At 59.6% G+C, this 24,804-nt stretch carries 27 protein-coding genes and 1 pseudogene; 10 read left to right on the forward strand and 18 right to left on the reverse strand.

The window, feature by feature from the left end; all coding sequences use genetic code 11:
* Positions 1 to 46: 46 nt before the first annotated feature.
* The 5 genes from KW840_RS05220 to KW840_RS05240 form a co-directional block, all read right to left on the reverse strand.
* Positions 47 to 427: a RidA family protein gene (locus KW840_RS05220; protein ID WP_003229509.1), complete on the reverse strand. Its 381-nt coding sequence runs from the start codon at positions 425 to 427 to the stop codon at positions 47 to 49.
* A gap of 24 nt (positions 428 to 451) precedes the next feature.
* Positions 452 to 2,557 (reverse strand): bifunctional GTP diphosphokinase/guanosine-3',5'-bis pyrophosphate 3'-pyrophosphohydrolase, encoded by a 2,106-nt coding sequence (gene spoT / locus KW840_RS05225; protein ID WP_008047084.1) that lies wholly within the window; start codon positions 2,555 to 2,557, stop codon positions 452 to 454.
* Positions 2,558 to 2,614: 57 nt separating this feature from the next.
* On the reverse strand, positions 2,615 to 2,878 hold the full coding sequence (gene rpoZ / locus KW840_RS05230; protein WP_007921129.1) for a DNA-directed RNA polymerase subunit omega: 264 nt from the start codon (positions 2,876 to 2,878) through the stop codon (positions 2,615 to 2,617).
* Positions 2,879 to 3,045: 167 nt separating this feature from the next.
* A complete protein-coding gene (gene gmk, locus KW840_RS05235; RefSeq protein ID WP_046038947.1) occupies positions 3,046 to 3,666 on the reverse strand; it encodes a guanylate kinase in 621 nt (206 codons plus the stop codon).
* Positions 3,667 to 3,678: 12 nt separating this feature from the next.
* Complete coding sequence (locus tag KW840_RS05240) at positions 3,679 to 4,542, reverse strand: YicC/YloC family endoribonuclease (RefSeq protein ID WP_057712739.1); 864 nt, start codon at positions 4,540 to 4,542, stop codon at positions 3,679 to 3,681.
* 268 nt (positions 4,543 to 4,810) lie between these two features.
* Between KW840_RS05240 and rph the strand changes: the two genes are divergently transcribed.
* Together rph and KW840_RS05250 are read left to right on the forward strand one after the other, a co-directional pair.
* Positions 4,811 to 5,533, forward strand: coding sequence for a ribonuclease PH (rph, locus tag KW840_RS05245; protein WP_007989575.1), 723 nt, complete (start codon positions 4,811 to 4,813; stop codon positions 5,531 to 5,533).
* A gap of 28 nt (positions 5,534 to 5,561) precedes the next feature.
* Positions 5,562 to 5,930, forward strand: coding sequence for a DUF4870 domain-containing protein (locus tag KW840_RS05250; protein ID WP_057712740.1), 369 nt, complete (start codon positions 5,562 to 5,564; stop codon positions 5,928 to 5,930).
* A 173-nt stretch (positions 5,931 to 6,103) separates the two neighbouring features.
* On the opposite strand, the gene KW840_RS05255 is transcribed toward KW840_RS05250, so the two are convergent.
* On the reverse strand, positions 6,104 to 6,883 hold the full coding sequence (locus KW840_RS05255) for an exodeoxyribonuclease III (RefSeq protein ID WP_003229491.1): 780 nt from the start codon (positions 6,881 to 6,883) through the stop codon (positions 6,104 to 6,106).
* Positions 6,884 to 6,964: 81 nt separating this feature from the next.
* Here KW840_RS05255 and pyrE point away from each other — a divergent pair, with 81 nt between their 5' ends.
* Positions 6,965 to 7,609 carry an orotate phosphoribosyltransferase gene (pyrE, locus tag KW840_RS05260; RefSeq protein ID WP_027616815.1) on the forward strand — a complete coding sequence of 215 codons (645 nt, stop codon included), beginning with the start codon at positions 6,965 to 6,967 and terminating at the stop codon, positions 7,607 to 7,609.
* A 132-nt stretch (positions 7,610 to 7,741) separates the two neighbouring features.
* Here pyrE and KW840_RS05265 read toward each other — a convergent pair whose 3' ends face one another.
* The 7 genes and pseudogenes from KW840_RS05265 to coaBC form a co-directional block, all read right to left on the reverse strand.
* The gene (locus KW840_RS05265; protein WP_150812730.1) at positions 7,742 to 8,125 is read right to left on the reverse strand and encodes a hypothetical protein; all 384 of its coding nucleotides are present in this window, start codon (positions 8,123 to 8,125) and stop codon (positions 7,742 to 7,744) included.
* Complete coding sequence (locus tag KW840_RS05270; RefSeq protein WP_057712743.1) at positions 8,112 to 8,684, reverse strand: hypothetical protein; 573 nt, start codon at positions 8,682 to 8,684, stop codon at positions 8,112 to 8,114. The genes KW840_RS05265 and KW840_RS05270 overlap by 14 nt, the downstream gene beginning before the upstream one ends.
* Positions 8,685 to 8,702: 18 nt before the next feature.
* Complete coding sequence (locus tag KW840_RS05275; RefSeq protein ID WP_218494616.1) at positions 8,703 to 8,963, reverse strand: hypothetical protein; 261 nt, start codon at positions 8,961 to 8,963, stop codon at positions 8,703 to 8,705.
* 190 nt (positions 8,964 to 9,153) lie between these two features.
* Positions 9,154 to 10,059, reverse strand: a complete 906-nt coding sequence (argB, locus tag KW840_RS05280) for an acetylglutamate kinase (RefSeq protein WP_053163877.1) — start codon at positions 10,057 to 10,059, stop codon at positions 9,154 to 9,156.
* A gap of 17 nt (positions 10,060 to 10,076) precedes the next feature.
* Positions 10,077 to 11,453 (reverse strand): annotated as a pseudogene (locus KW840_RS05285) (phosphomannomutase/phosphoglucomutase); the annotation flags it as partial.
* A gap of 266 nt (positions 11,454 to 11,719) precedes the next feature.
* Positions 11,720 to 12,175 (reverse strand): dUTP diphosphatase, encoded by a 456-nt coding sequence (gene dut / locus KW840_RS05290; RefSeq protein WP_007975171.1) that lies wholly within the window; start codon positions 12,173 to 12,175, stop codon positions 11,720 to 11,722.
* A gap of 5 nt (positions 12,176 to 12,180) precedes the next feature.
* On the reverse strand, positions 12,181 to 13,389 hold the full coding sequence (gene coaBC / locus KW840_RS05295) for a bifunctional phosphopantothenoylcysteine decarboxylase/phosphopantothenate--cysteine ligase CoaBC (protein WP_218494617.1): 1,209 nt from the start codon (positions 13,387 to 13,389) through the stop codon (positions 12,181 to 12,183).
* A gap of 135 nt (positions 13,390 to 13,524) precedes the next feature.
* Here coaBC and radC point away from each other — a divergent pair, with 135 nt between their 5' ends.
* A complete protein-coding gene (gene radC, locus KW840_RS05300; protein WP_057712747.1) occupies positions 13,525 to 14,199 on the forward strand; it encodes a DNA repair protein RadC in 675 nt (224 codons plus the stop codon).
* Between the two features lie 135 nt (positions 14,200 to 14,334).
* Here the strand turns inward: radC and KW840_RS05305 are convergent, their stop codons facing one another.
* Entirely contained in the window at positions 14,335 to 15,921 is a 1,587-nt protein-coding gene (locus tag KW840_RS05305) for an ABC transporter substrate-binding protein (protein ID WP_218494618.1), read from the reverse strand.
* 446 nt (positions 15,922 to 16,367) lie between these two features.
* On the opposite strand from KW840_RS05305, the gene rpmB reads away from it, so the two are divergent.
* Together rpmB and rpmG are read left to right on the forward strand one after the other, a co-directional pair.
* Positions 16,368 to 16,601, forward strand: a complete 234-nt coding sequence (gene rpmB / locus KW840_RS05310; RefSeq protein ID WP_007975166.1) for a 50S ribosomal protein L28 — start codon at positions 16,368 to 16,370, stop codon at positions 16,599 to 16,601.
* A gap of 11 nt (positions 16,602 to 16,612) precedes the next feature.
* Positions 16,613 to 16,768 carry a 50S ribosomal protein L33 gene (gene rpmG / locus KW840_RS05315; protein ID WP_003177274.1) on the forward strand — a complete coding sequence of 52 codons (156 nt, stop codon included), beginning with the start codon at positions 16,613 to 16,615 and terminating at the stop codon, positions 16,766 to 16,768.
* A 142-nt stretch (positions 16,769 to 16,910) separates the two neighbouring features.
* On the opposite strand, the gene KW840_RS05320 is transcribed toward rpmG, so the two are convergent.
* A complete protein-coding gene (locus tag KW840_RS05320; RefSeq protein WP_057712749.1) occupies positions 16,911 to 17,123 on the reverse strand; it encodes a hypothetical protein in 213 nt (70 codons plus the stop codon).
* A gap of 189 nt (positions 17,124 to 17,312) precedes the next feature.
* The gene (locus tag KW840_RS05325) at positions 17,313 to 17,675 is read right to left on the reverse strand and encodes a cupin domain-containing protein (RefSeq protein ID WP_057712750.1); all 363 of its coding nucleotides are present in this window, start codon (positions 17,673 to 17,675) and stop codon (positions 17,313 to 17,315) included.
* A gap of 257 nt (positions 17,676 to 17,932) precedes the next feature.
* On the opposite strand from KW840_RS05325, the gene KW840_RS05330 reads away from it, so the two are divergent.
* Together KW840_RS05330 and KW840_RS05335 are read left to right on the forward strand one after the other, a co-directional pair.
* Positions 17,933 to 19,426, forward strand: coding sequence for an aldehyde dehydrogenase (locus KW840_RS05330; protein WP_218494619.1), 1,494 nt, complete (start codon positions 17,933 to 17,935; stop codon positions 19,424 to 19,426).
* A gap of 186 nt (positions 19,427 to 19,612) precedes the next feature.
* On the forward strand, positions 19,613 to 20,755 hold the full coding sequence (locus tag KW840_RS05335; protein ID WP_057712752.1) for an MFS transporter: 1,143 nt from the start codon (positions 19,613 to 19,615) through the stop codon (positions 20,753 to 20,755).
* Between the two features lie 141 nt (positions 20,756 to 20,896).
* On the opposite strand, the gene KW840_RS05340 is transcribed toward KW840_RS05335, so the two are convergent.
* On the reverse strand, positions 20,897 to 22,330 hold the full coding sequence (locus KW840_RS05340) for a PLP-dependent aminotransferase family protein (protein WP_218494620.1): 1,434 nt from the start codon (positions 22,328 to 22,330) through the stop codon (positions 20,897 to 20,899).
* Between the two features lie 179 nt (positions 22,331 to 22,509).
* Here KW840_RS05340 and KW840_RS05345 point away from each other — a divergent pair, with 179 nt between their 5' ends.
* A complete protein-coding gene (locus tag KW840_RS05345) occupies positions 22,510 to 22,755 on the forward strand; it encodes a DUF1127 domain-containing protein (RefSeq protein ID WP_218494621.1) in 246 nt (81 codons plus the stop codon).
* Between the two features lie 143 nt (positions 22,756 to 22,898).
* Here KW840_RS05345 and KW840_RS05350 read toward each other — a convergent pair whose 3' ends face one another.
* Positions 22,899 to 24,206, reverse strand: a complete 1,308-nt coding sequence (locus KW840_RS05350) for an FAD-binding oxidoreductase (RefSeq protein ID WP_218494622.1) — start codon at positions 24,204 to 24,206, stop codon at positions 22,899 to 22,901.
* A 147-nt stretch (positions 24,207 to 24,353) separates the two neighbouring features.
* Here KW840_RS05350 and KW840_RS05355 point away from each other — a divergent pair, with 147 nt between their 5' ends.
* On the forward strand, positions 24,354 to 24,707 hold the full coding sequence (locus KW840_RS05355; RefSeq protein ID WP_007975156.1) for a YkgJ family cysteine cluster protein: 354 nt from the start codon (positions 24,354 to 24,356) through the stop codon (positions 24,705 to 24,707).
* Positions 24,708 to 24,804 lie beyond the last annotated feature (97 nt).

Here is a 24,804-nt window from a genome sequence, read left to right on the forward strand (position 1 = left end):
CTTTACAGCAGAGCAGTCGGCGCAGCCCGAGGCTGCGCCGTACGCATTACTCGATGACCAGGATGGCATCCATTTCGACCTGCGAACCCTTTGGCAGGGCGGCTACGCCGATGGCGGCGCGTGCAGGGTAAGGCTGGTCGAAGTACTTGCCCATGATCTCGTTGACCTTGGCGAAGTGGCTCAGGTCGGTGAGGAAGATGTTCAGCTTGACGATGTCCTTAAACGAACCGCCGGCAGCTTCAGCCACGGCCTTGAGGTTCTCGAATACCTGGACGGTCTGGGCTTCGAAGCCTTCAACCAGTTCCATGGTTTTTGGGTCCAGGGGAATCTGACCCGACATGTAAACGGTGTTGCCAGCCTTGATCGCCTGGGAGTAAGTACCGATGGCGGCCGGGGCCTTGTCGCTGGTGATAACAGTCTTGGTCATGTAGGACTCCTTGTAATTAGGGGCTTAGGCGCGCATGCGGGTGATGCGAATCACCCCGGTCAAGGCGCGCAGTTTCTTGATCACGCGGGCCAGGTGCACGCGGTCGTGCACGCTGACCACCAACTGGACCACGCTGATGCGACCATCGCGTTCATCCATGCTGATTTTCTCGATGTTGCCGTCGGCGGCGTTGACGCTGCTGGCCAGCAGGGCGATCAGGCCGCGCTGGTGCTCCAGCTCGACGCGCAGTTCGACGTTGAATTCGCCGGTGACATCCTTGGCCCACGAGAGCTGGATGCATTTTTCCGGGTTGTGGCGGATTTCGCTGATATTTCGGCAGTTGTCCAGGTGCACGACCATGCCCTTGCCGGCGGACAGGTGGCCGACAATCGGGTCGCCCGGGATCGGGGTGCAACACTTGGCGTAGCTGAGCACCAGGCCTTCGGTGCCGCGAATCGCCAGCGGACCTTCAGGGCTTGGCAACTGTTCGCCTTCGCCCAGCAACCGGCGGGCCACTACATAGGCCATGCGATTGCCCAGGCCGATATCTTCCAGCAGGTCTTCGATCAGTTCCAGGCGGTACTCGACCAGCATGGCCTTGACGCGCTCGGCCGGGATTTTCTCCAGCGAGCTGTCGAAGCCGTTGAGGACCTTGTTCAGCAGGCGCTCGCCGAGGCTGATGGATTCGGAGCGGCGTTGCAGCTTTAGTGCGTGGCGTATGTGCGTGCGCGCCTTGCCAGTGACCACGAAGTTGAGCCAGGCCGGGTTCGGCCGTGCGCCGGGAGCGCTGACGATCTCGACCGTGGAGCCGCTTTGCAGCGGTTCGGACAGCGGCGCGAGTCGACGGTTGATCCGGCAGGCGATGCAGCTGTTGCCGACGTCGGTGTGCACCGCGTAAGCGAAGTCGACCGCCGTGGAGCCCTTGGGCAGCTCCATGATCCGGCCTTTGGGCGTGAACACGTAGACCTCGTCCGGGAACAGGTCGATCTTCACGCTTTCGATGAATTCCAGCGAGTTGCCGGCGCGTTGCTGCATTTCCAGCACGCCCTTGACCCACTGGCGGGCGCGGGCATGGGTGCCTTTTGGCTGCTCGTCGCCGCTGGATTTGTACAGCCAATGGGCGGCGATGCCGTTGTTGGCCATCTCTTCCATTTCACGGGTTCGGATCTGGATCTCGATCGGAACACCGTGCATGCCGAATAGCGTGGTGTGCAGTGACTGATAGCCGTTGGCCTTGGGGATCGCGATGTAATCCTTGAAGCGCCCCGGCAATGGTTTATATAAGTTATGTACAGCGCCCAGCACGCGGTAGCAGGTATCGACCTTGTCGACGATGATCCGGAACGCGTAGACGTCCATGATCTCGTTGAAGGCCCGACGCTTGCCGCGCATTTTCTTGTAGATGCCGTAGAGGTGTTTCTGGCGACCGCTGACCTCGCCCTGAATGCCATCGATGGCCAGGCAGTGGCTTAAGGATTCTTCGATCTTGTTGACGATTTCCTTGCGGTTGCCCCGGGCGCGTTTGACGGCCTGGTAGATCCGCGCGGAACGCATCGGGTGCATGGCCTTGAAACCGAGGTCTTCGAACTCTATGCGGATGGCATGCATGCCCAGCCGGTTGGCGATGGGCGCATAGATTTCCAGGGTTTCCTTGGCGATGCGCCGGCGTTTTTCGCCGGACAGCACTTCCAGCGTGCGCATGTTGTGCAGGCGGTCGGCCAGCTTGACCAGGATCACGCGAATGTCGCGGGCCATGGCCATGGCCATTTTCTGGAAGTTTTCGGCTTGTGCTTCGGCCTTGGTCTCGAAATTCATCTGGGTCAGTTTGCTGACCCCGTCGACCAGTTCGGCCACGGTTTCGCCGAACTGCGCTTGCAGCGCTTCCTTGGCAATACCGGTGTCTTCGATCACGTCATGCAGCATCGCGGCCATCAGGCTCTGATGGTCCATGTGCATGTCGGCAAGAATATTCGCAACCGCGAGTGGGTGCGTGACGTACGCCTCACCGCTACGGCGGCGTTGGCCGTCGTGGGCTTGTTCGGCGTAGAAATACGCTCGGCGGACCAGGTTGACCTGGTCCTTGCCGAGGTAGGTCGATAAGCGATCGGCGAGGGCGTCTATGCTCGGCATGATGTCTCCTGCCGTAAGCTTTTATCCCGCGCCGTGCTACGTCGACCAGGCATAGGCTTAGACGGCCTCGTTGGACTCGTCCTCGAATGCAGCAAAAAGCGGTTCATCTTCAACGATTTCGGCTTCGGCGATAGCTGCGTAGTCGATCAGGCCTTCAGCGATTTCGCGCAGGGCAACGACGGTAGGTTTGTCGTTTTCCCATGCTACTTTCGGCTCTTTGCCGCCGGTGGCCAGTTGACGGGCACGCTTGGTAGAGAGCATGACCAGCTCAAAGCGGTTATCCACGTGTTCTAGGCAGTCTTCAACGGTTACGCGGGCCATGGTCTTCCTCGTAGCAAATGCAATATGCGCGCTGCCCGGATGGGCGAGCGGACTCAACAGTTTAAAAAATCACCAGCGATTAGGGAAGCGCTGATTTTTTGACCAAGCCCTTCAACGCGCTGCAAGTACCAATGTAAAGCCCTTGCAGCGGTTTTGGGAAGAGCTGATTAACCGAGCAATTCAGCCAGCAATTTGCCGTGACGCTGTTGCTGACGCTTTTGAATCAGCTGATTGGCGCGGAAAATCGCCTTCAGGTCGTGCAGCGCGTGGGCGAAATCGTCGTTGATGATCAGGTAGTCGTAGTCGACGTAGTGGCTCATTTCGCTGACGGCTTCGCGCATCCGGCCGTCAATGACTTCGTCACTGTCCTGGCCGCGATTGGTCAGGCGCTGGTGCAGGGCCTGCAATGACGGCGGCAGAATGAAGATCGAGCGGGCCTGAGGCATCAGCTTGCGCACTTGCTCGGCACCTTGCCAGTCGATTTCCAGAATCAGGTCGTGGCCTTCGTCCAGGGTTTGCTGCAGGTGGCTTTGCGAGGTGCCGTAGAGGTTGCCGAACACTTCGGCGCGCTCGAGGAAGTCCCCGTGCTCGATCATCTTCACGAACTCGCTGCGGTCGACGAAGTGATAGTTCACGCCATTCACTTCACCGGGGCGCATGGCGCGGGTGGTGTGGGAGACCGAGACGCGGATCTCCGGATTTGCGTCGGTCAGAGCCTTGACCAGACTGCTCTTGCCCGCGCCCGAAGGAGCGGAAATGATGTACAGGGTGCCGGTGCTGTGTGTCATGTCGGGGTAGCCTTACTCAATATTCTGCACTTGTTCGCGCATCTGTTCGATCAACACCTTGAGGTTGACCGCAGCCTGGGTGCTGCGCGGGTCGAAGGCTTTGGAGCCCAGTGTATTGGCTTCGCGGTTGAGTTCCTGCATCAGGAAGTCCAGGCGCCGACCGGCGGCACCGCCGGATTTGAGCACCCGGCGAACTTCGATGATGTGAGTGCTCAGGCGATCCAGTTCTTCGGCGACGTCACTTTTTTGCGCGAGCATGACCATTTCCTGCTCCAGGCGCTGCGGATCCATCTCGGCCTTCATGTCGGCGAAACGGTCGAGGACTTTCTGGCGCTGGGTGGCGAGCATTTGCGGGACCAGTTCGCGCAAAGTCACCACGTCTTCTTCGATGGCGCTCAGGCGCTCGTTGATCAGTCGCGCCAGCTCCGCGCCTTCGCGCTCGCGGCCGGCCTTCAGCTCCTTGAGGCCCTGATTGAACAGTGCCAGCGCTTCGGCGTTCAAGGCTTGCGGGTCGGTGGCGTCGCCTACCAGTACGCCGGGCCAGGCAAGGACTTCCAGCGGGTTCAGCGCTGCCGGGTTCTTGATCAGGCTGGCGATGGTCTCGGCGGCGGCGACCAGTTGCGCGGCGCGCTCCTGATCGATTTGCAGCGCCTTGCCGGTGTTTTCTTCGGTGAAGCGCAGGGTGCATTCAAGCTTGCCCCGCGATACACCCTGGCGCAGGGCTTCACGAACAGCGCCCTCGAGGTCGCGAAAGGACTCCGGCAGGCGCAGGTGGGGTTCCAGGTAGCGGCTGTTGACCGAGCGCAGTTCCCAGCTCAGGGTGCCCTGGACGCCGGCTTTCTCGACGCGGGCGAAGGCGGTCATGCTGTGCACCATGGAGGTACCTCGCAAGGCAGATCGGCACAGAACCGAGGTTCCGGGAATCCGATATCAATGAATTAAAGCCGACTGGCAGCAAAGGCGCAGGATTGTAGCGCAGTGGCGCGGATGCGCCCAAACACACAGTGTGACAAAGAGCGGCAGGCCTGCACCGGCGCGCGGTACAGAGCCCTCGGTCGTCGGCGGATTTTTTTAGAAGTGCCCAGTGGCGGCCGTCGGCTCTATAATGCTCCGCAGTTTTCCGTCCCCAGTACAGGTACTCCCTATGATACGTCCAAGTGGTCGCGCTGCCGATCAGCTCCGCTCGATCCGCATCACCCGCAACTACACCAAACACGCCGAGGGTTCTGTGCTGGTCGAGTTCGGTGATACCAAGGTCATCTGCACCGTCAGCGTTGAACCGGGCGTACCGCGTTTCCTGAAAGGCCAGGGCCAGGGTTGGTTGACTGCCGAGTACGGCATGCTGCCGCGTGCTACCGGCGAGCGTAACCAGCGTGAAGCCAGCCGTGGCAAGCAAGGCGGCCGCACCCTGGAAATCCAGCGTCTGATCGGTCGCTCCCTGCGCGCTGCTCTGGACATGTCCAAGCTGGGTGACGTCACCCTGTACGTCGACTGCGATGTGATCCAGGCCGATGGCGGCACCCGCACGGCTTCGATTACCGGTTCCATGGTTGCGCTGATCGATGCCTTGAAAGTCATCAAGAAGCGTGGTGGCCTGAAGGGCGGCGACCCGGTCAAACAGATGATCGCCGCTGTATCCGTGGGCATGTACAAGGGTGAACCGGTGCTCGACCTCGATTACCTGGAAGACTCGGCCGCCGAGACTGACCTGAACGTGGTAATGACCAGCGCTGGCGGCTTCATCGAAGTCCAGGGCACTGCCGAAGGCGCGCCGTTCCAGCCTGAAGAGCTGAACGCCATGCTCGAACTGGCCAAGAAAGGCATGAACGAGATCTTCGAACTGCAAAAGGCCGCCCTGGCCGACTGACCGGGCTGCTCCAGACAAGGAGGACACCATGAGTGACGAGCAACTGCCGCTGCCCACGCCGAGCCAAGAGGCGCGTCAGTGGGCCATGTTTTGCCACTTGTCCGCCTTGCTGGGGATCTGGATTCCGTTCGGTACGATCATCGGTCCGCTGATTCTCTGGCAGATCAAGCGCGAGATGGACCCGTTCATCGATGCCCAGGGCAAGGAAGCACTGAATTTTCAGATAACCGTGGCGATCGCTTCGGCTATCTGCTTCTTGCTGATGCTGGTGATTATCGGGTTCTTCCTGTTTGGCCTGATCGCGATCGGTGCGCTGGTGCTAACGATCATTGCCGGGGTGAAGGCCAATGAAGGGCAGCCTTATCGGTATCCGTTCACATGGCGGTTGATCAAATAACGATCAGCAGGATCCCCTTGTAGGAGCGAGCTTGCTCGCGAAGATGTGTCAGCCACATTGGTGTCAACTGACACACCATCGCGAGCAAGCTCGCTCCTACAGAGGGCGGCGCCAGCGTCGCCCACAAAAAAGCCGACCCTGAAGTCGGCTTTTTTGTGTCTGCGAAACGACGCTTAAATGGTCAGCGTCCAGTCGTAGTCCACGATCAGCGGCGCGTGTTGCGAGAACCGCGGCTGGCGTGGCAGGCGTGCGCTGCGTACGAAGCGGCGCAGGCCAGGGGTCAGCAACTGATAGTCGAAGCGCCAACCGAGGTTGAGCATCTCCGCCTGTTCGTTGTCCGGCCACCAGCTGTACTGGTCACCTTCCCGGCTGACTTCCCGCAGGGCGTCGACATAACCCATGTTGCCGACAATCTCGTCCATCCAGGCACGTTCAGGTGCCAGGAAGCCCGGAGATTGCTGGCTGTCGCGCCAGTTCTTGATGTCGAGCTTCTGCTGCGCCACGTACAGCGAGCCACAATAAATGTACTCGCGGCGTTTGCGCCGCTGCTTGTCCAGGTACTTGCCGAAGTCGTCCATGAGCTTGAACTTCTGGTTCAAATCCTCATCGCCGTTCATCCCCGAAGGAAGCAGCAAGGTGGCAATACTGACTTTGTCGAAATCTGCTTGCAGGTAGCGCCCGTAGCGGTCGGCCGTCTCGAAACCGAGACCGCTGATGACAGCCTTCGGTTGCAACCGCGAATACAAAGCCACGCCGCCTTGGGCAGGGACTTCAGCATCGCAGGCATAAAGGAAGTAGCCATCCAGTTGGAAGGCTGGGTCATCCAGTTCAAAGGCGGAGGCACGGGTGTCCTGCAGGCAGATGACGTCGGCATTCTGTGCTTGCAGCCAACTGAGCAAACCACGCTCGACTGCAGCCTGAATACCATTGACGTTCACACTGATGATCCGCATAAATGGCCCCAAAAATCGCGTGCGTGTATGATACACGGCGTCAAGCTAATTAGCTAAATCCGTGGTATTTGGGGTTTTTTCATGCAAGCGTATCAGCGCGATTTCATCCGTTTTGCCATCGATCGCGGCGTTTTGCGCTTCGGTGAGTTCACCCTGAAGTCCGGGCGCACCAGTCCTTACTTCTTCAATGCCGGCCTGTTCAACTCGGGTTCGGCCTTGGCGCAGCTGGGTCGTTTCTACGCCGCCGCCATTGCCGAGAGCGGCATTTCGTTCGACGTGCTGTTTGGCCCGGCCTACAAAGGCATTCCGCTGGCGGCGACTACCGCCGTGGCCCTGGCCGAGCATCACGACCGTGACCTGCCATGGTGCTTCAACCGCAAGGAAGCCAAGGCCCACGGCGAAGGCGGCAGCCTGGTTGGCGCACCGCTGACCGGTGAAGTGCTGATCATCGACGACGTGATCACCGCCGGCACCGCCATCCGTGAAGTGATGCAGATCATCGCCTCCCAGGACGGCGCCAAGGCCGCTGGCGTGCTGATCGCCCTGAACCGTCAGGAGCGTGGCAACGGCGAGTTGTCGGCGATCCAGGAAGTCGAGCGTGACTTCGGCATCCCGGTCATCAGCATCGTTTCGCTGAACCAGGTGCTGGAATTCCTGGCGGACGATCCGCAGCTCAAGCAGCATCTGCCAGCTGTGGAAGCCTACCGCGCCCAGTTCGGTGTCTGACACACCGACCCTGTAGGAGCGAGCTTGCTCGCGAAAAACGTCAACGATAATGCGGAGTGCCTGGCAGCCCGCGTTGCTCTGGCGCCCATCGCGAGCAAGCTCGCTCCTACAAGGGGCTTTTTGTTTGTGCTGTCAGTGCAGTCTTCGCCATTTTCCTATCAGTTTTAGTGCCAATCCCAGATTGAATAGCGCGAACACCAGCAGTGCCACGACGACTAGAACGTAAAGCGTGCGGTCCACATCGAAATCCCACAGATCCAGTCTGCTGCCACGCATGATTCGAGCGGCGGCCGGCAGGTTGACGTAAAAAAGTGCTGTGAAGGCGCAGGTCAGGGGCAGGGCGCAACCGAGCAGAACGCCTGAAACCTTCTCTCGGCTACGTTTTCTGGCCAGTGGGCCTGGTTGTTTTTCATCCAGTTCCAACGCTTCATGCAATTTTGGCCATGCCAGGTTGAACATGAAGGTGGTCAGGGTCAGCAGCAAACCACTGACCGCGACGATGTCACTGAACGGCATTCAGGCCCAGTGTCCGGCACAGCAGCGCGTGGGAATCCTCGCTGATTTCGAACTGCCCGGCACTGCCTTTGCGTTTGATGATGGGTTTGAAAGTCGGCTCGTTCTGGGTGATCAGCATGTTCAGTTCATCGCGGATGACGTCCGAGCTGATCACCACCAGATACACGGTCTGCGCGTGCTCCGCAGACTCGATCACGGCTCGCATGCTGTGCTGCAGGATCTCGTCCAATTGATTGCGGAAGCGTGAAACCGTGTTTTTCAGCAAGGTTTTGCTTTGGCTCTGAGTCAGCTGGAAAATCGTCGATATCTGCGATTCGGTTGGCAGGGTCTGCCCGAAGTAGCTTTGAATCAGATACAGCAAACGGTCCTGTTTTGCTTCATCGGCCCGGCTCGGCATGCCGCCCTCAACCAGCATTTTCAAGTATTCAGTCAGGCTCGCCTTGGCTATACGCTGTAAGGCATGAGCAATTTCCGTGTCGGAAATCTTCAGGGTTTTCTTGACCGGTTCCTTCTGCTCCTGCTCGAAAGCCTGGGCGTCGATCGTGAACGAGATCTGCATGGCTCAGTGCCTCCGTGGCTATCTTTTGCTCGCAGGGCTGGTTGTCTCGGCCTTTTTGTTCTCGACGGATTTGTCGGTTTTTTCCGGATACGGGTCATTCGGGGCGTCGCCCTGGCCGGTCAATACTTTCCAGGCTTTGCGCGTGTGAGGGGTCTTTTTGAAATCAGGGCAGGGTGGCATTGATGTTTGCGACGGGCCTGAATACTCAAATCCGCAGTCTACGCAGGCGTAGGTGCCTGCTGAAATGTCACTGCCGTATGGAACATGGTCTTTTTGCATGGGTAGATCTCCTGTGGATGCAGGGAAGATCCTATGCAGATTGATTCCTTAATGATGTCGGACGTTTCGTTATCTGAAGTGAGGCATTTCCTGCACGCATAAAAAAGATCGCAGACTTCGTCAGCACCTACGGAAAATTCATACTTCCGTAGGTGCCGCTGAAGGTTGCGATCTTTATGACGTTCTTGAATCAGTGACGCTTGCGATTGCTGATCAGGGTGCCCACGCCGGTATCGGTGAAAATTTCCAGCAGGATCGCGTTCGGCACGCGACCGTCGATGATCAGCGAGCTGCCCACACCGCCCTGGACCGCTTCCAGTGCGCAACGGATCTTCGGCAGCATGCCGCCATAGATGGTGCCATCGGCGATCAGGTCGTCGACTTGCTGGGTTGTCAGGCCGGTCAGGACCGTGCCCGACTTGTCCATCAGGCCGGCGATGTTGGTCAGCAGCATCAACTTCTCGGCTTTCAATGCCTCGGCGACTTTACCGGCCACCAGGTCAGCGTTGATGTTGTACGACTCGCCGTTGGCGCCGACGCCGATGGGCGCGATCACCGGGATGAAATCGCCCTTGACCAACAGGTTCAGCAGGTCGGTATTGATGCCGACTACTTCGCCCACGTGGCCGATGTCGATGATTTCCGGGGTGGTCATTTCCGGCGTCTGACGGGTAACGGTGAGTTTCTTCGCGCGAATCAGCTCGGCGTCTTTACCGGTCAGGCCGATGGCGCTGCCGCCATGACGGTTGATCAGGTTGACGATGTCCTTGTTGACCTGGCCGCCGAGGACCATTTCAACTACGTCCATGGTCGCGGCGTCGGTGACGCGCATGCCGTCGACGAAATGGCTCTCGATCGACAGGCGCTTGAGCAGGTCACCGATTTGCGGGCCGCCACCGTGAACCACCACCGGGTTGATGCCCACGGCCTTCATCAGCACGATGTCGCGGGCGAAGCCGGTTTTCAGCTCCTCGCTTTCCATCGCGTTGCCGCCGTATTTGATCACCAGTGTCTTGCCGACATAACGGCGGATGTAAGGTAGCGCTTCGGACAGGACCTTGGCGGTGTTGGCGGCGGCTTCGCGTTCGAGGGTCATTCAGGGCTCCGGGTGAATCAGAACGGTAGTTGGAGATCAGGTGCAACACGCTTCAACTGGGCGTGGAAAACGTCCTTGATGCGCTGCAATTCAGCCTCGTCATCGGCCTCGAAACGCAGCACCAGCACCGGTGTGGTGTTGGATGCGCGTACCAGGCCCCAGCCTTTGGCATAGTCGACTCGCACGCCGTCAATGGTGGTCAGGTCGGCGCCTTCGCCCCACTGCGCATCGTGCAATGCATCAATGATGCTGAATTTGCTCTCTTCGGTCACATGGATATTGATTTCCGGCGTAGAAATATCGTTCGGGAAGGTCGCGAACAACTCTTCGGCCGAGGATTTTTCCTTGCTGAGGATCTCCAGCAACCGCGCGGCGCTGTAAATGCCGTCGTCGAAACCGAACCAGCGCTCCTTGAAGAAGATGTGCCCGCTCATTTCGCCAGCCAGCAGGGCGCCGGATTGTTTCATTTTCTTTTTGATCAACGAGTGACCGGTCTTCCACATTAACGACCGGCCACCGTATTCCTTGATCAGCGGAATCAGGCGGCGGGTGCATTTGACGTCGAAGATGATTTCGGCGCCCGGGTTGCGCGCCACAACGTCGCGGGCGAACAGCATCAGCAACCGGTCTGGGTAGACGATGCTGCCGGTGTTGGTCACCACGCCGACGCGGTCGCCATCGCCGTCGAAGGCCAGGCCGATGTCAGCGTTGGTTTCCTTGACCTTGGCGATCAGGTCCACGAGGTTTTCAGGCTTGCCCGGGTCCGGGTGGTGGTTCGGGAAGTTGCCGTCCACTTCGCAGAACAGCGGGATGACTTCGCAGTTCAGCGCTTCGATCAGTTGCGGAGCGATCACACCGGCCGCGCCGTTACCGCAATCGACGACCACTTTCAGGCGACGGGCCAGCTTGATGTCCTGGACGATTTCGGTGGTGTAGCGGTCGAGGATCTCGACCTGGGTGATGCTGCCCTGGCCGCTGCTCAGGTTGTTGGTCTTGAGGCGGTCGTGCAGGGCCTGGATCTGTTCGTTGGCCAGGGTGTCACCGGCGATGACGATCTTGAAACCGTTGTAGTTCGACGGGTTGTGGCTGCCGGTGAGCATCACGCCGGATTTGCCGGCCAGTACGTTGGCGGCGTAGTAAAGCGCCGGAGTCGGGACCAGGCCGACATCACTGACGTGGCAGCCGCTGTCGGCGATGCCTTTGATCAGTTGCGCGACCAGCTCCGGGCCGGACAGACGGCCATCGCGACCGACGGACACGTTTGGCTCGCCCTGGGCCAGGCTTTGGGAGCCGACGGCGCGGCCGATCCAGTAAGCGGTTTCGGCGTTCAGGAATTCCGGGACGGTACCGCGGATGTCGTAGGCGCGGAAGATGCTGTCAGGGAACTTGGGTGCGATGTTGGCCGGGGTGTTCATCTGTGGAAATGCTCCATCTCGAAAGTGGCTGGACAGGCCGCCGATTCACTCGGCGGCAGGTTCAAACTGAAGGGTATGACGGCGTTTTCCACAGAGAGTTCGTGGTGTGAAAGGGCCATGACGCCCCTGACGACAAGGGTTTGACCGGGCAATGCCTTGATTTCCGGAGCTAAACCTTGCAGATGACAATTTGAATTTTGTGGCGAGGGAGCCAGATCCCCCGCCACAAGAAGAGCAAGACTGGATCAGCGGGTGCCGGTATGGCCGAAGCCGCCGGTGCCGCGCTCGGTTTCAACAAACTCTTCAACCATCTCGAAGTGAGCCTGCACCACCGGTACCAGCACCAGTTGCGCCAGGCGCTCGCCAACCGGCATGGTGAACTCGGTCTGACCACGGTTCCAGCAGGAAACCATCAATGGGCCTTGGTAGTCGGAGTCGATCAGCCCCACCAGGTTGCCCAGCACGATGCCGTGCTTATGGCCCATCCCCGAGCGCGGCAGAATCAGCGCCGCCAGGTTCGGGTCGCCGATATAGACCGAAAGGCCGGTGGGGATCAGCACGGTTTCACCCGGCTTGATCACGGTGTCCTGTTCCAGCATGGCGCGCAGGTCGAGGCCGGCGGAGCCCGGTGTGGCGTATTGTGGCAGCGGGAATTCGGTACCGATGCGGGGGTCGAGAATCTTGGCTTGCAAAGCGTGCATGTAAATTAAACCTGGTTCAGACGTTCGGCGATAAAAGTGATCAGCTGGCGAGCAATCTTGCTCTTGCTGGTCTGGGCGAAAAGTGTGGCGTGAAGCTCACGGTCGATGACGCTGCAGGCGTTTTCTTCGCTGTTGAAGCCAATGCTCGGGTTGGCGACGTCGTTGGCGACGATCAGATCGAGGTTCTTGTCTTTCAACTTGCGTGCAGCGTAATCGAGCAGGTGTTCGGTCTCGGCGGCAAAACCGACACTGAACGGGCGGTCGGGGCGGGTGGCGATGGTGGCCAGGATGTCCGGGTTACGCACCATCTGTAGCAACAAGCCGTCGCCGTTCGTAGGATCTTTCTTGAGTTTCTGCGGGGCGACGACTTCCGGACGGTAATCCGCGACCGCTGCCGAGGCGATGAACAGGTCGCAAGGGATCGCCGCTTCACACGCGGCCAGCATGTCGCGGGCGCTGACCACGTCGATGCGGTTGACGCGATCCGGAGTCGGCAGGTGCACGGGGCCGGTGATCAGGGTTACGCGGGCACCAGCCTCCACAGCGGCTTCGGCCAGGGCAAAACCCATTTTTCCGGAGCTGTGGTTGGTGATGTAGCGCACCGGGTCGATGTTTTCCTGGGTCGGGCCGGCCGTAATCAGCACGTGTTTGCCGGTCAGTGCCTGACGCTGGAAGCAGTCGGCAGCGCACTGGGCCAGTTCAAGGGCTTCGAGCATGCGTCCCAGGCCGACGTCGCCGCAGGCCTGGCTGCCGGAGGCCGGGCCGAAAGCCCTGATGTCGCGGCTTTCGAGGGTTTGCAGGTTGGCTTGGGTCGCCGGATCGCGCCACATCGCCTGGTTCATTGCCGGCGCGACGGCGACCACTGCGTCGGTGGCCAGCACTAGCGTGGTCAGCAGATCATCGGCGATGCCTTGGGCCAGGCGGGCGATCAGGTCCGCCGTGGCGGGGGCGATCAGCACCAGATCGGCCCATTTGGCCAGTTCGATGTGGCCCATGGCCGCCTCGGCCGCCGGGTCCAGCAGGTCCAGGTGGACCGGGTGCCCGGACAGGGCCTGCATGGTCAACGGGGTGATGAACTCTGCGCCGCCACGGGTCATGACCACGCGCACTTCGGCGCCCTGATCGATCAGGCGGCGAACCAGGTCGGCGCTCTTGTAGGCAGCGATACCGCCGCCGACGCCCAGAACAATGCGTTTCCGATACAGCCGCTGCATAGGCCTGCCTTTCAATTCGTTGGTGACATACGTGGCGAAACCCCCTCCCCAGGGTGAATTCGCCCGCAAAAAAGATGGGCTACGATATCACAGCGACCGCTACGGAACAGCGGTGCCCACAGACAGGGAGGTGCTATGAGTATTCGCGATTGGCCGGCGGCGGAACGGCCGCGGGAGAGGTTGCTTGAGCGGGGCGCGGGAAGCCTTTCGGATGCCGAATTGCTGGCGATCTTTTTACGCACCGGCGTGGTGGGTAAAAGTGCAGTAGATCTGGCGCGACACCTGTTGAATCAGTTTGGCAGCCTGCGTTTGTTGCTTGAAGCCGATCAGGAAGCGTTCAGCAAGCAGTTGGGACTTGGGCCGGCGAAATTTGCGCAGTTGCAGGCTGCGCAAGAAATGAGCAGGCGTCATCTGGCCGAGCGTGCGCGCCATAAGTCGGCACTGGAGAGTCCGCACGCGGTTCGCGAGTATCTGAAATCGATGTTGCGCCACGAGCCACACGAGGTGTTTGGTTGCCTGTTTCTCGATTCCAGGCATCAGGTACTGGCGTTCGAGACGCTGTTCCGCGGCTCCATCGACAACACCAGCGTTCATCCGCGAGAGGTGGTCAAGCGCGCCCTGGCCAACAACGCAGCGGCATTGATCCTCTGTCACAACCATCCTTCGGGCAACACCGACCCAAGTCAGTCCGACCGGGTGCTGACCAAGCGCCTGCAAAAGGCGCTGGAGTTGATTGACGTGCGGGTGCTCGACCATTTCATCATCGGTGATGGCGACCCGTTGTCGATGGCGGAGTATGGCTGGATGTAGGCAGGATGTGAGAAGCACGCTTTCCATGTGGGAGCGAGCTTGCTCGCGATGGCGTCGGCACATTCAGCATTGATGTTGCCTGAAAGTCCGCTATCGCGAGCAAGCTCGCTCCCACAGGTTTTGTGTTGTGTCAGATTATTTGAGGTTGACCTTGGAGTAGTCCTGCCGGCCGAACGGGCTGACCGAATACCCCTCGACATCCTTGCGCGTCAGCGCGAAGGCCGTCGGGTGAGCCAGTGGTAGCCACAGCGCCTGCTGCTGGATCTGCGCCTGGGCCTGTTCGTAGAGTTTGCTACGCACACCTTGCTCGCCGGTGGTCTTGCCGGCGCTGATCAGCTTGTCCAGGTCCTGATTGCAGTAGCGGGCGAAGTTGGTGCCAGACTTGACCCCCGCGCAGGAAAACTGCGGCGTGAGGAAGTTGTCCGGGTCACCGTTGTCACCGGCCCAGCCCATGAACAGCAAGTCGTGCTCACCGGCCTTGGCGCGGCGGATCAGTTCGCCCCATTCGATCACGCGAATTTCGGCCTGAATGCCGATTTCCGCGAGGTCAGACTGCAGCAGTTGGGCACCAAGGCTTGGGTTGGGGTTAAGCAGGCTGCCGGAAGGGCGGGTCCAGATGGTGGTCTGGAAGCCGTCCTTGAGTCCGGCCTTGGCCATCAAGGCCTTGGCCTTGGCGATGTCGTGAGGGTAACCCGGCAGGCCTTTCGCGTAGCTCCAGGTGTTGGGCGGATACGGACCGTTGGCCGCCTCGGCAGTGTCTTCGAACACGGCTTTGACATAGTTGGCCTTGTCGAAGGCAAGGTTGATGGCCTGGCGGACTTCAGGCTTGTCCAGTGGCGGATGCTGACTGTTGATGCCGACGAATGCGGTCATGAACGCGTCAGTCTTTTCGACTTTCAGCGTCGGCTCTTTCAGCGCTTCCTGTACGTCCAGAGGCTTGGGCGACAGGGCGATCTGGCATTCGTTGCGGCGCAATTTCTGCAGGCGCACGTTGGCGTCCGGGGTGATGGCAAAGATCAGCGGATCTACAGAGGGTTTGCCGCCGAAGTAGTCGGGGTTGGCTTTGTAGCGAACCGAGGCGTCCTTCTGGAAGCGAGTGAAAACGAACGGCCCTGTGCCGATCGGCTGGCTGTTGAGCTTCTCGGGTGTGCCGGCCTTCATCAGTTTGTCGGCGTATTCGGCCGAATAGATCGAGGCGAAACCCATGCTCAGGGTCGCCAGGAAGGTCGAATCCGGGTGGTCGAGTGTGAAGCGCACGGTCTGCGGATCGAGGGCGTCGATCTTCTTGATCAATGCAGGCAATTGCATCGATTGCGCATGCGGGAAGCCGCTCTGGGCGACTTTGTGCCACGCATTGACCGGGTCGAGCATACGGTCGAAGCTGAAAATCACGTCTTCGGCGTTAAGGTCGCGCGTTGGAGTGAAGTACTCGGTGCGATGGAATTTCACCAGCGGGTGCAACTTGAAAACGTAGGTCAGGCCGTCGGGGCTGACTTCCCAGCTGTCGGCGAGGCTGGCGACCACCTTGCCACTGGCCGTGTCAAAGTCCACCAGGCGATTCATCAACACATCGGCCGAGGCATTAGTGGTGGTCAGCGAGTTGTACTGCACCACGTCGAACCCTTCAGGGCTGGCCTCGGTGCAGACGCTCAGGGCGGCGGCAAATGCCTGTGGGCTCAGCAGAAGCGGGGCGAGCAACAGCGGTAGGGCAGCAAGGCGCATGGTCGGCTTCCTATACAGGTCGAAGGCCCATCTGCAAGTGCAGTCTGGAAAAGGCTTACCCTAGTGGGCTCTTTTGCAAATGACTATCCCCTTTTTCATTTTAAGGGGACTATAGGCGACTGATTTTGCTGTGCAGCGGTTGAGCAAACCCCCTGGATGGCTCGCTGAACGATTTTCTGCGACGAGCGGTCGCCATCGACGATAGCCTTTGTCCAAGGCGCTCGGAGCCAGAAAAACGGGGTTTTTGTGAATTCAACGCACACTGAATGTTGTTGCTCTCTAGTCTTTCTGGTATAAAGCAGCGCTCTTTTCTAGGGGCCCGGTTCCTTCACTGTAGGTGTAGCCGGTAAGACCTCTAAAGAAACGCGGCGCCTGGCGCCAAATGACTGAGAGATTAAGCGGCCAACCCATGCCGGGTTGGGCATGTGGTTTTAGAGGGCTGAGGCATGTCTAGAGTCTGTCAAGTTACCGGTAAGGGTCCGGTGACTGGGAATAACATTTCCCACGCAAACAACAAAACCCGTCGTCGTTTCCTGCCGAACCTGCAGCATCACCGCTTCTGGGTTGAAGAAGAGAAACGTTTTGTGCGTCTGCGCGTATCTGCCAAAGGCATGCGTATCATCGACAAGCGTGGCATCACTGTCGTGCTGGCCGAACTTCGCCGCGATGGCAAGGTTTAAGGGAGCTAATCATGCGTGAATTGATTCGTTTGATTTCGAGCGCCGGTACTGGTCACTTTTACACTACCGACAAGAACAAGCGTACTACTCCGGACAAAATCGAGATCAAGAAATATGATCCGGTTGTTCGCAAGCACGTGATCTACAAAGAAGGCAAAATCAAGTAATTGATTTTTCCCTCTTACGAAAAAGGCCCGTATCGCGAGATACGGGCCTTTTTTGTTGTGCTTGAAAAAACGGACAGCTTTTCAGCCTGATCAAGTCATTGCGCTTCAGTGCTGAGTAGAGCGATGCATGGTTTGGCGCAAATCAATTGCCCATGGTGACATGGGTGATGATTTCGTTTTCAACCAGCAGATTGATCCGTGCGGGATTGTAGTCTTTGGTCATGATGAACCCGATGCCCCTCGGACGTACCGCCAGCCCGGTCTTGTTGGCGAGCTCTCCACGCAGCTCTTCGGAGTATTGTCGGCCGATGTACTGAATGGCTGTATCCAGGTGTTGTTTCAAATCAATGGTCATTTACCGCTTCCTTGCAATTGGTGAGTGAGCGAAATTGCTCCCGTCATCCGTCTTGGATGCCGTGAAGAAATACTGGAGCAGCTCCGGTCATTTATCACCTGTTGTACTGTGTCGCGATGTTTGCCGGGGCCCGCCCGTGAAAAAGCCCGTCACCGGGGACGGGCTTTGGGGTATTTCGATGATCTTGCTTCAAGCCTTCTGTTCAAACGCCACATAGATCTTGCGGCATGGCTCCAGCACTTCCCAGGTGCCGCGAAAGCCTGCCGGGATCACGAAGCGATCACCCACACGCAGCGTCTTGGCGTTGCCGTCGAGGTCACGTATCACGGAAACCCCCTGCACGATTTCGCAGTATTCGTGTTCGGTGAAGTTTACCGTCCACTGGCCGACAGCCCCTTCCCACACGCCGGCGTTCAATTGGCCGCAAGGGCTGTTGTAGTGGTTGTACACCGCTTGCTCGGGATCACCCTTCAGTACTTTGGTCGGATCCGGGCGATAGCGTTCGGCGGCGGTGGTGGCCTGGCTGAAGTCGACGATATTCTGGATGCTCATTGTTGTATTCCCCCGTCATTGCGGTGCGAGTGGTGGGTGTCCGGTCATACCGGACACGGGTATCGCCAAAGTCTATGTTTATTAAAATGAACATCGCAAGGCCGTTTGCCGGTGTTATGTCAAATATATTGAAACTTCACCTGCCGCTGGTTTAGGGTGGTGGATGCCTTGGGCCGAAAAGCAGGCTGGCCGGGCAGAATTCCTGACAGCGCCCGCGAAGAACGCGGGTGTCGTATCAATAAGAGGAGGACACTCGCATGACCACCCTGACCCGTGCCGACTGGGAACAACGTGCCCGCGACCTGAAAATCGAAGGCCGCGCCTATATCAATGGCGAATACACCGACGCCGTTTCCGGCGAGACATTCGAGTGCATCAGCCCGGTCGATGGCCGTCTGCTCGGCAAGATTGCCAGTTGTGACGCCGCCGATGCCCAGCGCGCCGTGGAAAACGCTCGCGCCACGTTCAATTCTGGTGTCTGGTCGCGTCTGGCGCCGACCAAACGCAAGTCCACCATGATCCGTTTTGCCGGCCTGCTCAAACAGCACGCCGAAGAGCTGGCCCTGCTTGAAACCCTGGACATGGGCAAGCCGATCAGCGATTCCCTGTACATCGACGTTCCCGGCGCGGCACAAGCCTTGAGCTGGAGCGGCGAAGCCATCGACAAGATCTACGACGAAGTGGCAGCCACTCCGCACGATCAGTTGGGTCTTGTGACCCGTGAGCCGGTGGGTGTTGTGGGCGCCATCGTGCCGTGGAACTTCCCGCTGATGATGGCGTGCTGGAAACTCGGTCCTGCGCTGTCCACCGGCAACTCGGTGATCCTCAAGCCGTCCGAAAAATCCCCGCTGACCGCCATCCGCATCGCTGAACTGGCTGTCGAAGCCGGCATCCCGAAAGGCGTGCTGAACGTGCTGCCGGGTTACGGTCACACCGTCGGCAAGGCCTTGGCCCTGCACAACGACGTCGACACCCTGGTATTCACCGGCTCGACCAAAATCGCCAAGCAATTGCTGATCTACTCCGGCGAGTCGAACATGAAGCGAGTCTGGCTCGAAGCCGGCGGCAAGAGCCCGAACATCGTGTTCGCCGATGCGCCGAATCTGCAGGATGCTGCCGAAGCCGCTGCTGGCGCCATCGCCTTCAACCAGGGCGAAGTCTGCACCGCCGGTTCGCGCCTGCTGGTGGAGCGTTCGATCAAGGACAAATTCCTGCCGCTGGTGATCGAGGCGCTGAAGGCCTGGAAGCCGGGCAATCCGCTGGATCCGGCGACCAATGTTGGCGCGCTGGTCGATACCCAGCAGATGAACGCCGTACTGTCCTACATCGAGTCCGGTCATGCCGACGGCGCCAGGTTGGTGGCCGGTGGCAAGCGTACGCTCCAGGAAACTGGCGGTACTTACGTTGAGCCGACGATTTTCGATGGTGTGAGCAATGCGATGAAAATCGCCCAGGAAGAAATCTTCGGCCCGGTACTGTCGGTCATCGAATTCGACAGCGCCGAAGAAGCCATCGCGATCGCCAACGACACACCGTACGGCCTGGCCGCTGCGGTCTGGACGGCCGACATTTCCAGGGCCCACCTCACCGCCCGCGCACTGCGTGCCGGTAGCGTGTGGGTCAACCAGTACGATGGCGGCGACATGACTGCTCCGTTCGGTGGCTTCAAGCAATCCGGCAACGGCCGCGACAAGTCCCTGCACGCGTTCGACAAATACACCGAGCTGAAGGCGACCTGGATCAAGTTGTAAGCCGTTAAGGGAGGTCTGTTGTAGAGCAGGCCTCCCGAACGACACAGATCCCTTGTGGGAGCGAGCTTGCTCGCGATAGCGGTGTAACAGTCGACTTCAATGTTGAATGTTGTTCCGTCATCGCGAGCAAGCTCGCTCCCACAATGTTTTGTGTTGTACATAAAAGTATCCACAGGAGCGTGGAACATGCGTTGGGCGACTTATTTCGCCGTTTTGGCATCTGTCCTGAGTGTCGGCCTGGCCTTGGGTGTCAGCATGCCGCTGGTGTCGTTTCGCCTGGAAAGCTGGGGCTACGGCTCGTTTGCCATTGGCGTGATGGCCGCGATGCCAGCCATCGGCGTCCTGCTGGGGGCGAAAATCTCCAGCCATCTGGCGGCGCGATTCGGCACGGCCAATCTGATGCGCCTGTGCCTGTGGGCCGGGGCGATTTCGATCGGTTTGCTGGCGCTGTTGCCGAGCTATCCGATCTGGTTGGTGCTGCGGCTGATGATCGGGGTGATCCTGACCCTTGTATTCATCATCGGTGAAAGCTGGATCAATCAACTGGTGGTCGAGCAATGGCGCGGGCGGCTGGTGGCGCTGTATGGCAGCAGCTACGCATTGAGTCAGCTGGCGGGGCCGGTGTTGTTGGGCTTCCTCGGTACCGAGCATGACTATGGCTTTTGGGTGGGCGTCGGTTTGCTGATGGCGGCTCCGTTCCTGTTGCTGGGCCGCAGTGGCGCGCCGAGCAGTGAAGCCAGCAGCGTGACCCTGCGTGATTTGCTTGAGTTTTGTCGTGGCCTGCCGGCGATTGCCTGGGCGGTGTCGCTGTTCGCCGCGTTCGAGGCGATGATTTTGACGCTGTTGCCGGTCTACTGCCTGCGCCAGGGCTTCACCACGGAGATCGCTCTGGCGATGGTCAGTACGGTGGTCGTCGGCGATGCGGTGCTGCAATTGCCGATTGGTGCGTTGGCCGATCGTTTGTCGCGCCGGGCGTTGTTTACCGGCTGCGCAGTCGTCTTGCTGGTGTCGAGCCTGGCGATTCCGATGCTGATCGACACACTGCTGATCTGGCCGCTGTGGGTCTTGTTTGGCGCCAGTGCCGGTGGCTTGTTCACCTTGTCACTGATCCTGATCGGCGAGCGTTATCGCGACGATGCACTGGTGCGGGCCAACGCGCATATTGCACAGCTGTGGGGGATTGGTTGCTTGGTCGGGCCGCTGCTGGCGGGTGCCGGCAGCCAGTGGATCAACGGCCATGCGTTGCCGTTGCTGATGGCAGTGGGGGCCTTGGGCGTGCTGATTGTGGTGTCGAGGCAAGGGGCGTTTGGCGCCGCTCAGCCAGCCTGATGAGCATCGCAGAACTGTGGCGGTCGAGTCTTACAACATCTTCCTCAGCCAACCGAATTGCTCAGCCAGGCATTGAAACGCCGCCGCCAACTCCGTTTGGCGGCGCAGATAGGTATATGGATGCTGATTCCCGAAGAAAGCTCAGTCGCTGAGCTGATCGTTTTCCGCCAGCAGTCTGATCGCTGTCGTACCGACCTTGCGTACTGCGTCTTCGATCTGCGGTGTTGGCTTGGCAGCGTAGTTCATGCGCAGGCAATTGCGGTACTTGCCCGAGGCGGAAAAAATACTGCCCACGGCAATCTGTACGCCCTGGTCGTGCAATGCACGATTCAGTTTCAGGGTGTCGAAACCTTCCGGTAATTCGACCCACAGCATGAAGCTACCCTGTGGGCGACTGGCGCGGGTGCCGGCCGGGAAGTAGCGGGTCACCCAATCAATCATCATGTCGCGATTGCGCTGGTATTGCGTACGCATCCGCCGCAAATGCGGTTCGAAGTGGCCACCTTTAAGGAATTCGGCGATGGCGATCTGCGGTTGTGGCGCGGTGGATCCGGTGCTGATGTATTTCATATGCAGTACCCGTTCCAGATAGCGACCGGGCGCGACCCAGCCGATGCGCAGGCCGGGTGCCAGGGTCTTGGAAAACGAACTGCACAATAGGACGCGACCGTCCTCGTCGAAGGACTTGATCGTGCGCGGACGCGGGTAGGTGTAGGCCAGTTCGCCATACACATCGTCCTCGATGATCGCCACGTCATAGCGCTGCGCAAGCGTCAACAACGCGCGTTTGCGCGACTCCGGCATGATGTAGCCCAACGGGTTGTTGCAGTTGGGGGTCAACTGTATGACCTTGATCGGCCACTGTTCCAGGGCCAGTTCCAGCGCTTCGAGGCTGATGCCGGTCAGTGGATCGGTGGGGATTTCCAGGGCCTTCATGCCCAGGCCCTTGAGGGTCTGCATCGCGCCGTGAAAGCTCGGCGAGTCCACCGCGACAATGTCGCCGGGCTCGCAGATCGCGCGAATACTGGTGGACAGCGCTTCATGGCATCCAGTGGTCACCACCAGTTCGCTGGCACTCAACTGGCAGCCGGAATCGAGCATCAGGCGAGCGATCTGTTCGCGCAGTTCAAGGTTGCCGTGGATGTTGTCGTAATACAGGCCGGGCATGTCCTGCCGACGGCTGATTCGCGCCAGGTCACGCAGCAGCGGTTTCATGGTCGCACTGGTGATGTCCGGCATGCCGCGACCCAGTTGCACCACGTCTTTGCGCGGAACGGCGCGAATCAACTCCAGCACTTGATCCCATTGGGAAATGTCCACCGGCCGTTGGGCCGGGCGGCCGACTGCCGGCAAATCCGGCAGTTCGCGGCTGGCCGGGACGAAGTACCCCGACTTGGGCCGAGGCATGGCCAGCCCGCTGTCCTCCAGCACCCGATAGGCCTGCTGCACTGTGCTCAGGCTGACGCCGTGCTCGACGCTCAGCGCCCGAACCGAAGGCAGCCGGTCACCGGGGCGATAGAAGCCCTGTTCGATACGTGTGCCGAGCAATTCGGCGAGGTTGACGTAAAGGGTCATGGTGCAGCCTCGATAAGGGTGATTCGGTTAACCAGTACAGATCGGGCGAAAAATCGGGATTCAGTGGCGGAATCGGCAAAACTGTATGGAGTTAATACAGTTGTTTTGAATCTGTAATGCTCTTGCGCGCCCACGCATCATGGAACCTCTGGCTACCCAAGTAAACAGGAGCATCCAAGATGAACGGTTTGAGCGATGTGCGGCTGACGTTACACAGTCAGGAGCTGGCGACCGGGCAGAACAACGGCACGCGGGAGGGGGGCATGGGCAATGCGTCGTCCGGCCTGAATCGCTGGGACCGGTTCTGGCGTCGCCTGCACACGCGCAAGGCGTTGCTGGCCCTGACGGCTGACCAGCTCCAGGATATCGGGCTGACGCGGGAGCAGGCGCGAGAGGAGGGGCTGAAGCCCTTCTGGCGGATCTGAGTTTTGCAGTGTTCTTCAGGGCCTCATCGCGAGCAAGCTCGCTCCCACAAGGAACGGTGGTGAACACAAATTTTGTGAACACCGCCAAACACTGTGGGAGCGAGCTTGCGCGCGATGGCGTCGGTACAGGCTCAGCTAAACCTTCAGACCAACTCTTTAAACCGATGCCACAACATTCCCAATGCCAGCAACGGCGAACGCAAATGCTTGCCACCCGGGAATGTGATGTGCGGCACCTTGGCAAACAGATCGAAGCCGCCGCTGTGCTGGCCGCTGATGGCTTCGGCCAACAGCTTGCCGGCCAGGTGCGTGGCGTTCACGCCATGACCGGAATAGGCCTGGGCGTAATACACATTCGGCTGGTCCTTGAGTCGCCCGATCTGCGGCAGGCGGTTGGCGCCGATACCGATCATGCCGCCCCATTGGTAATCGATCTTCACCGCACTCAGTTGCGGGAAGACCTCCAGCATTTTCGGACGCATGTACGCAGCGATGTCTTTGGGGTCGCGGCCGGAGTAATGGCAGGCACCACCAAACAGCAGGCGCCGGTCCGCCGAGAGTCGGTAGTAGTCCAGCGCCACGCGCTGGTCACAGACCGCCATGTTCTGCGGCAGAAGGGCGTGGGCCCGTTCTTCGCTCAATGGTTCGGTGGCGATGATGTAGCTGCCGGCAGGCAGGACTTTGCCGCTGAGTTCCGGGTTGAGGTCATTGAGGTAGGCATTGCAACCCAGTACCAGGGTCTTGGCGCGCACCGAGCCCTCGGCGGCATGGACCTTGACCTCTGGGCTATAGTCGATGCGGGTCACGGCCGAGTGCTCGAACAACTGGACCCCCAATCGTTGTGCCGCGGATGCTTCGCCCAGGGCCAGGTTCAGTGGATGCAGGTGCCCCGAGCCCATGTCGATCAGGCCGCCGACGTAACGCGTAGAGCCGACCACGGTGTGCATCTCGTTGGCTTGCAGCAAACGGGTCTCGTAGCGATAACCGAGGCTGCGCAGCTCTTCGGCATCCTCGGCGAAACCTTCAAGGTCACGGGGCTTGTTGGCGAGGTCGCAGTATCCCCAGGTCAGGTCACAGGGGATCTGGAAGTGCTCGACCCGTTGCCGGACGATTTCCACGGCTTCCAGGCCCATGAGTTTCATTTGCCGAACACCTTCGACACCGATGACGTTGGTGAACTGATCGAGGCCGTGGCCGACGCCGCGAATCAGTTGCCCGCCATTGCGTCCACTGGCGCCCCAGCCGATTCGATGGGCTTCAAGCAACACTACGCTGAGGCCGCGTTCGGCCAGCTCAAGCGCCGTGTTCAACCCCGAAAACCCACCGCCCACCACACAGACATCGGCCAGCACTTCGCCTTGGAGCGCCGGAAGTTCGGGTTGCGGCAGGCTGCTGGCGGCGTAGTAGGACGCGGTGTGGTTCATTGCAGGCTGTTGAGCACGGGCATTCATGTGCGTGTTCCTGATGCTTGCGTTTAGAAAGCTTGACGGAGCATAAGCCGGACCTTCCCGGACGGGCAACATTGGTCGGCTGGTGCTGTCTGGATCGGGGCTTTTGCGTCAGAATCGCGCTCTATTCCGCTATTGGTCACCGCTTCAATGAGCTGCAACAGTCAGACAATCCGCACATTGCGACAGCAGATTCCCTCGTTCGAGTGCGTTCCCGGCTGCCATGACTGCTGCGGGCCGGTGACCACCTCGCCGGAAGAAATGTCACGCCTGCCGCGCAAGACCCGCGCCGAGCAGGATGCCGCCATGGAAGAACTCAACTGTGTGCACCTGGGGCCCAATGGTTGCACGGTGTATGACGAGCGGCCGCTGATCTGCCGGTTGTTCGGTACCACCAAGACCTTGCCGTGCCCCAATGGACGTGGGCCAGTGGAGTTGATTCATCCGCGGGTGGAGAAGCAGGTGTTCGAGTACATGGCCAGTACCCGGCAGGTGTTGGTTTAAAACAGCGGGTCTTCAGGTGGACCGAGTTGCCTCAATCGCGAGCAAGCTCGCTCCCACAGGTATTTGAGTCTGCCTGAATTTTGTGTTCAAAACCGGT

The sequence above is a fragment of the Pseudomonas sp. PDM30 genome (assembly GCF_019218985.1).
In the GTDB taxonomy this organism is placed as follows: domain Bacteria; phylum Pseudomonadota; class Gammaproteobacteria; order Pseudomonadales; family Pseudomonadaceae; genus Aquipseudomonas; species Aquipseudomonas jessenii.

Coding starts and splice junctions, on each gene's coding strand:
- KW840_RS05355 (WP_007975156.1), top strand. CDS start 24,354: ATGAGCTGCAACAGTCAGACAATCCGCACATTGCGACAGCAGATTCCC.
- KW840_RS05255 (WP_003229491.1), bottom strand. CDS start 6,883: ATGCGGATCATCAGTGTGAACGTCAATGGTATTCAGGCTGCAGTCGAG.
- KW840_RS05320 (WP_057712749.1), bottom strand. CDS start 17,123: ATGACCATTGATTTGAAACAACACCTGGATACAGCCATTCAGTACATC.
- rpmB (WP_007975166.1), top strand. CDS start 16,368: ATGTCTAGAGTCTGTCAAGTTACCGGTAAGGGTCCGGTGACTGGGAAT.
- gmk (WP_046038947.1), bottom strand. CDS start 3,666: ATGACACACAGCACCGGCACCCTGTACATCATTTCCGCTCCTTCGGGC.
- rph (WP_007989575.1), top strand. CDS start 4,811: ATGATACGTCCAAGTGGTCGCGCTGCCGATCAGCTCCGCTCGATCCGC.
- pyrE (WP_027616815.1), top strand. CDS start 6,965: ATGCAAGCGTATCAGCGCGATTTCATCCGTTTTGCCATCGATCGCGGC.
- KW840_RS05330 (WP_218494619.1), top strand. CDS start 17,933: ATGACCACCCTGACCCGTGCCGACTGGGAACAACGTGCCCGCGACCTG.
- KW840_RS05240 (WP_057712739.1), bottom strand. CDS start 4,542: ATGGTGCACAGCATGACCGCCTTCGCCCGCGTCGAGAAAGCCGGCGTC.
- KW840_RS05340 (WP_218494620.1), bottom strand. CDS start 22,330: ATGACCCTTTACGTCAACCTCGCCGAATTGCTCGGCACACGTATCGAA.
- KW840_RS05350 (WP_218494622.1), bottom strand. CDS start 24,206: ATGAATGCCCGTGCTCAACAGCCTGCAATGAACCACACCGCGTCCTAC.
- KW840_RS05345 (WP_218494621.1), top strand. CDS start 22,510: ATGAACGGTTTGAGCGATGTGCGGCTGACGTTACACAGTCAGGAGCTG.
- KW840_RS05335 (WP_057712752.1), top strand. CDS start 19,613: ATGCGTTGGGCGACTTATTTCGCCGTTTTGGCATCTGTCCTGAGTGTC.
- dut (WP_007975171.1), bottom strand. CDS start 12,175: ATGCACGCTTTGCAAGCCAAGATTCTCGACCCCCGCATCGGTACCGAA.
- KW840_RS05270 (WP_057712743.1), bottom strand. CDS start 8,684: ATGCAGATCTCGTTCACGATCGACGCCCAGGCTTTCGAGCAGGAGCAG.
- radC (WP_057712747.1), top strand. CDS start 13,525: ATGAGTATTCGCGATTGGCCGGCGGCGGAACGGCCGCGGGAGAGGTTG.
- KW840_RS05220 (WP_003229509.1), bottom strand. CDS start 427: ATGACCAAGACTGTTATCACCAGCGACAAGGCCCCGGCCGCCATCGGT.
- KW840_RS05305 (WP_218494618.1), bottom strand. CDS start 15,921: ATGCGCCTTGCTGCCCTACCGCTGTTGCTCGCCCCGCTTCTGCTGAGC.
- rpmG (WP_003177274.1), top strand. CDS start 16,613: ATGCGTGAATTGATTCGTTTGATTTCGAGCGCCGGTACTGGTCACTTT.
- KW840_RS05325 (WP_057712750.1), bottom strand. CDS start 17,675: ATGAGCATCCAGAATATCGTCGACTTCAGCCAGGCCACCACCGCCGCC.
- coaBC (WP_218494617.1), bottom strand. CDS start 13,389: ATGCAGCGGCTGTATCGGAAACGCATTGTTCTGGGCGTCGGCGGCGGT.
- KW840_RS05250 (WP_057712740.1), top strand. CDS start 5,562: ATGAGTGACGAGCAACTGCCGCTGCCCACGCCGAGCCAAGAGGCGCGT.
- KW840_RS05265 (WP_150812730.1), bottom strand. CDS start 8,125: ATGCCGTTCAGTGACATCGTCGCGGTCAGTGGTTTGCTGCTGACCCTG.
- KW840_RS05275 (WP_218494616.1), bottom strand. CDS start 8,963: ATGCAAAAAGACCATGTTCCATACGGCAGTGACATTTCAGCAGGCACC.
- spoT (WP_008047084.1), bottom strand. CDS start 2,557: ATGCCGAGCATAGACGCCCTCGCCGATCGCTTATCGACCTACCTCGGC.
- rpoZ (WP_007921129.1), bottom strand. CDS start 2,878: ATGGCCCGCGTAACCGTTGAAGACTGCCTAGAACACGTGGATAACCGC.
- argB (WP_053163877.1), bottom strand. CDS start 10,059: ATGACCCTCGAACGCGAAGCCGCCGCCAACACCGCCAAGGTCCTGTCC.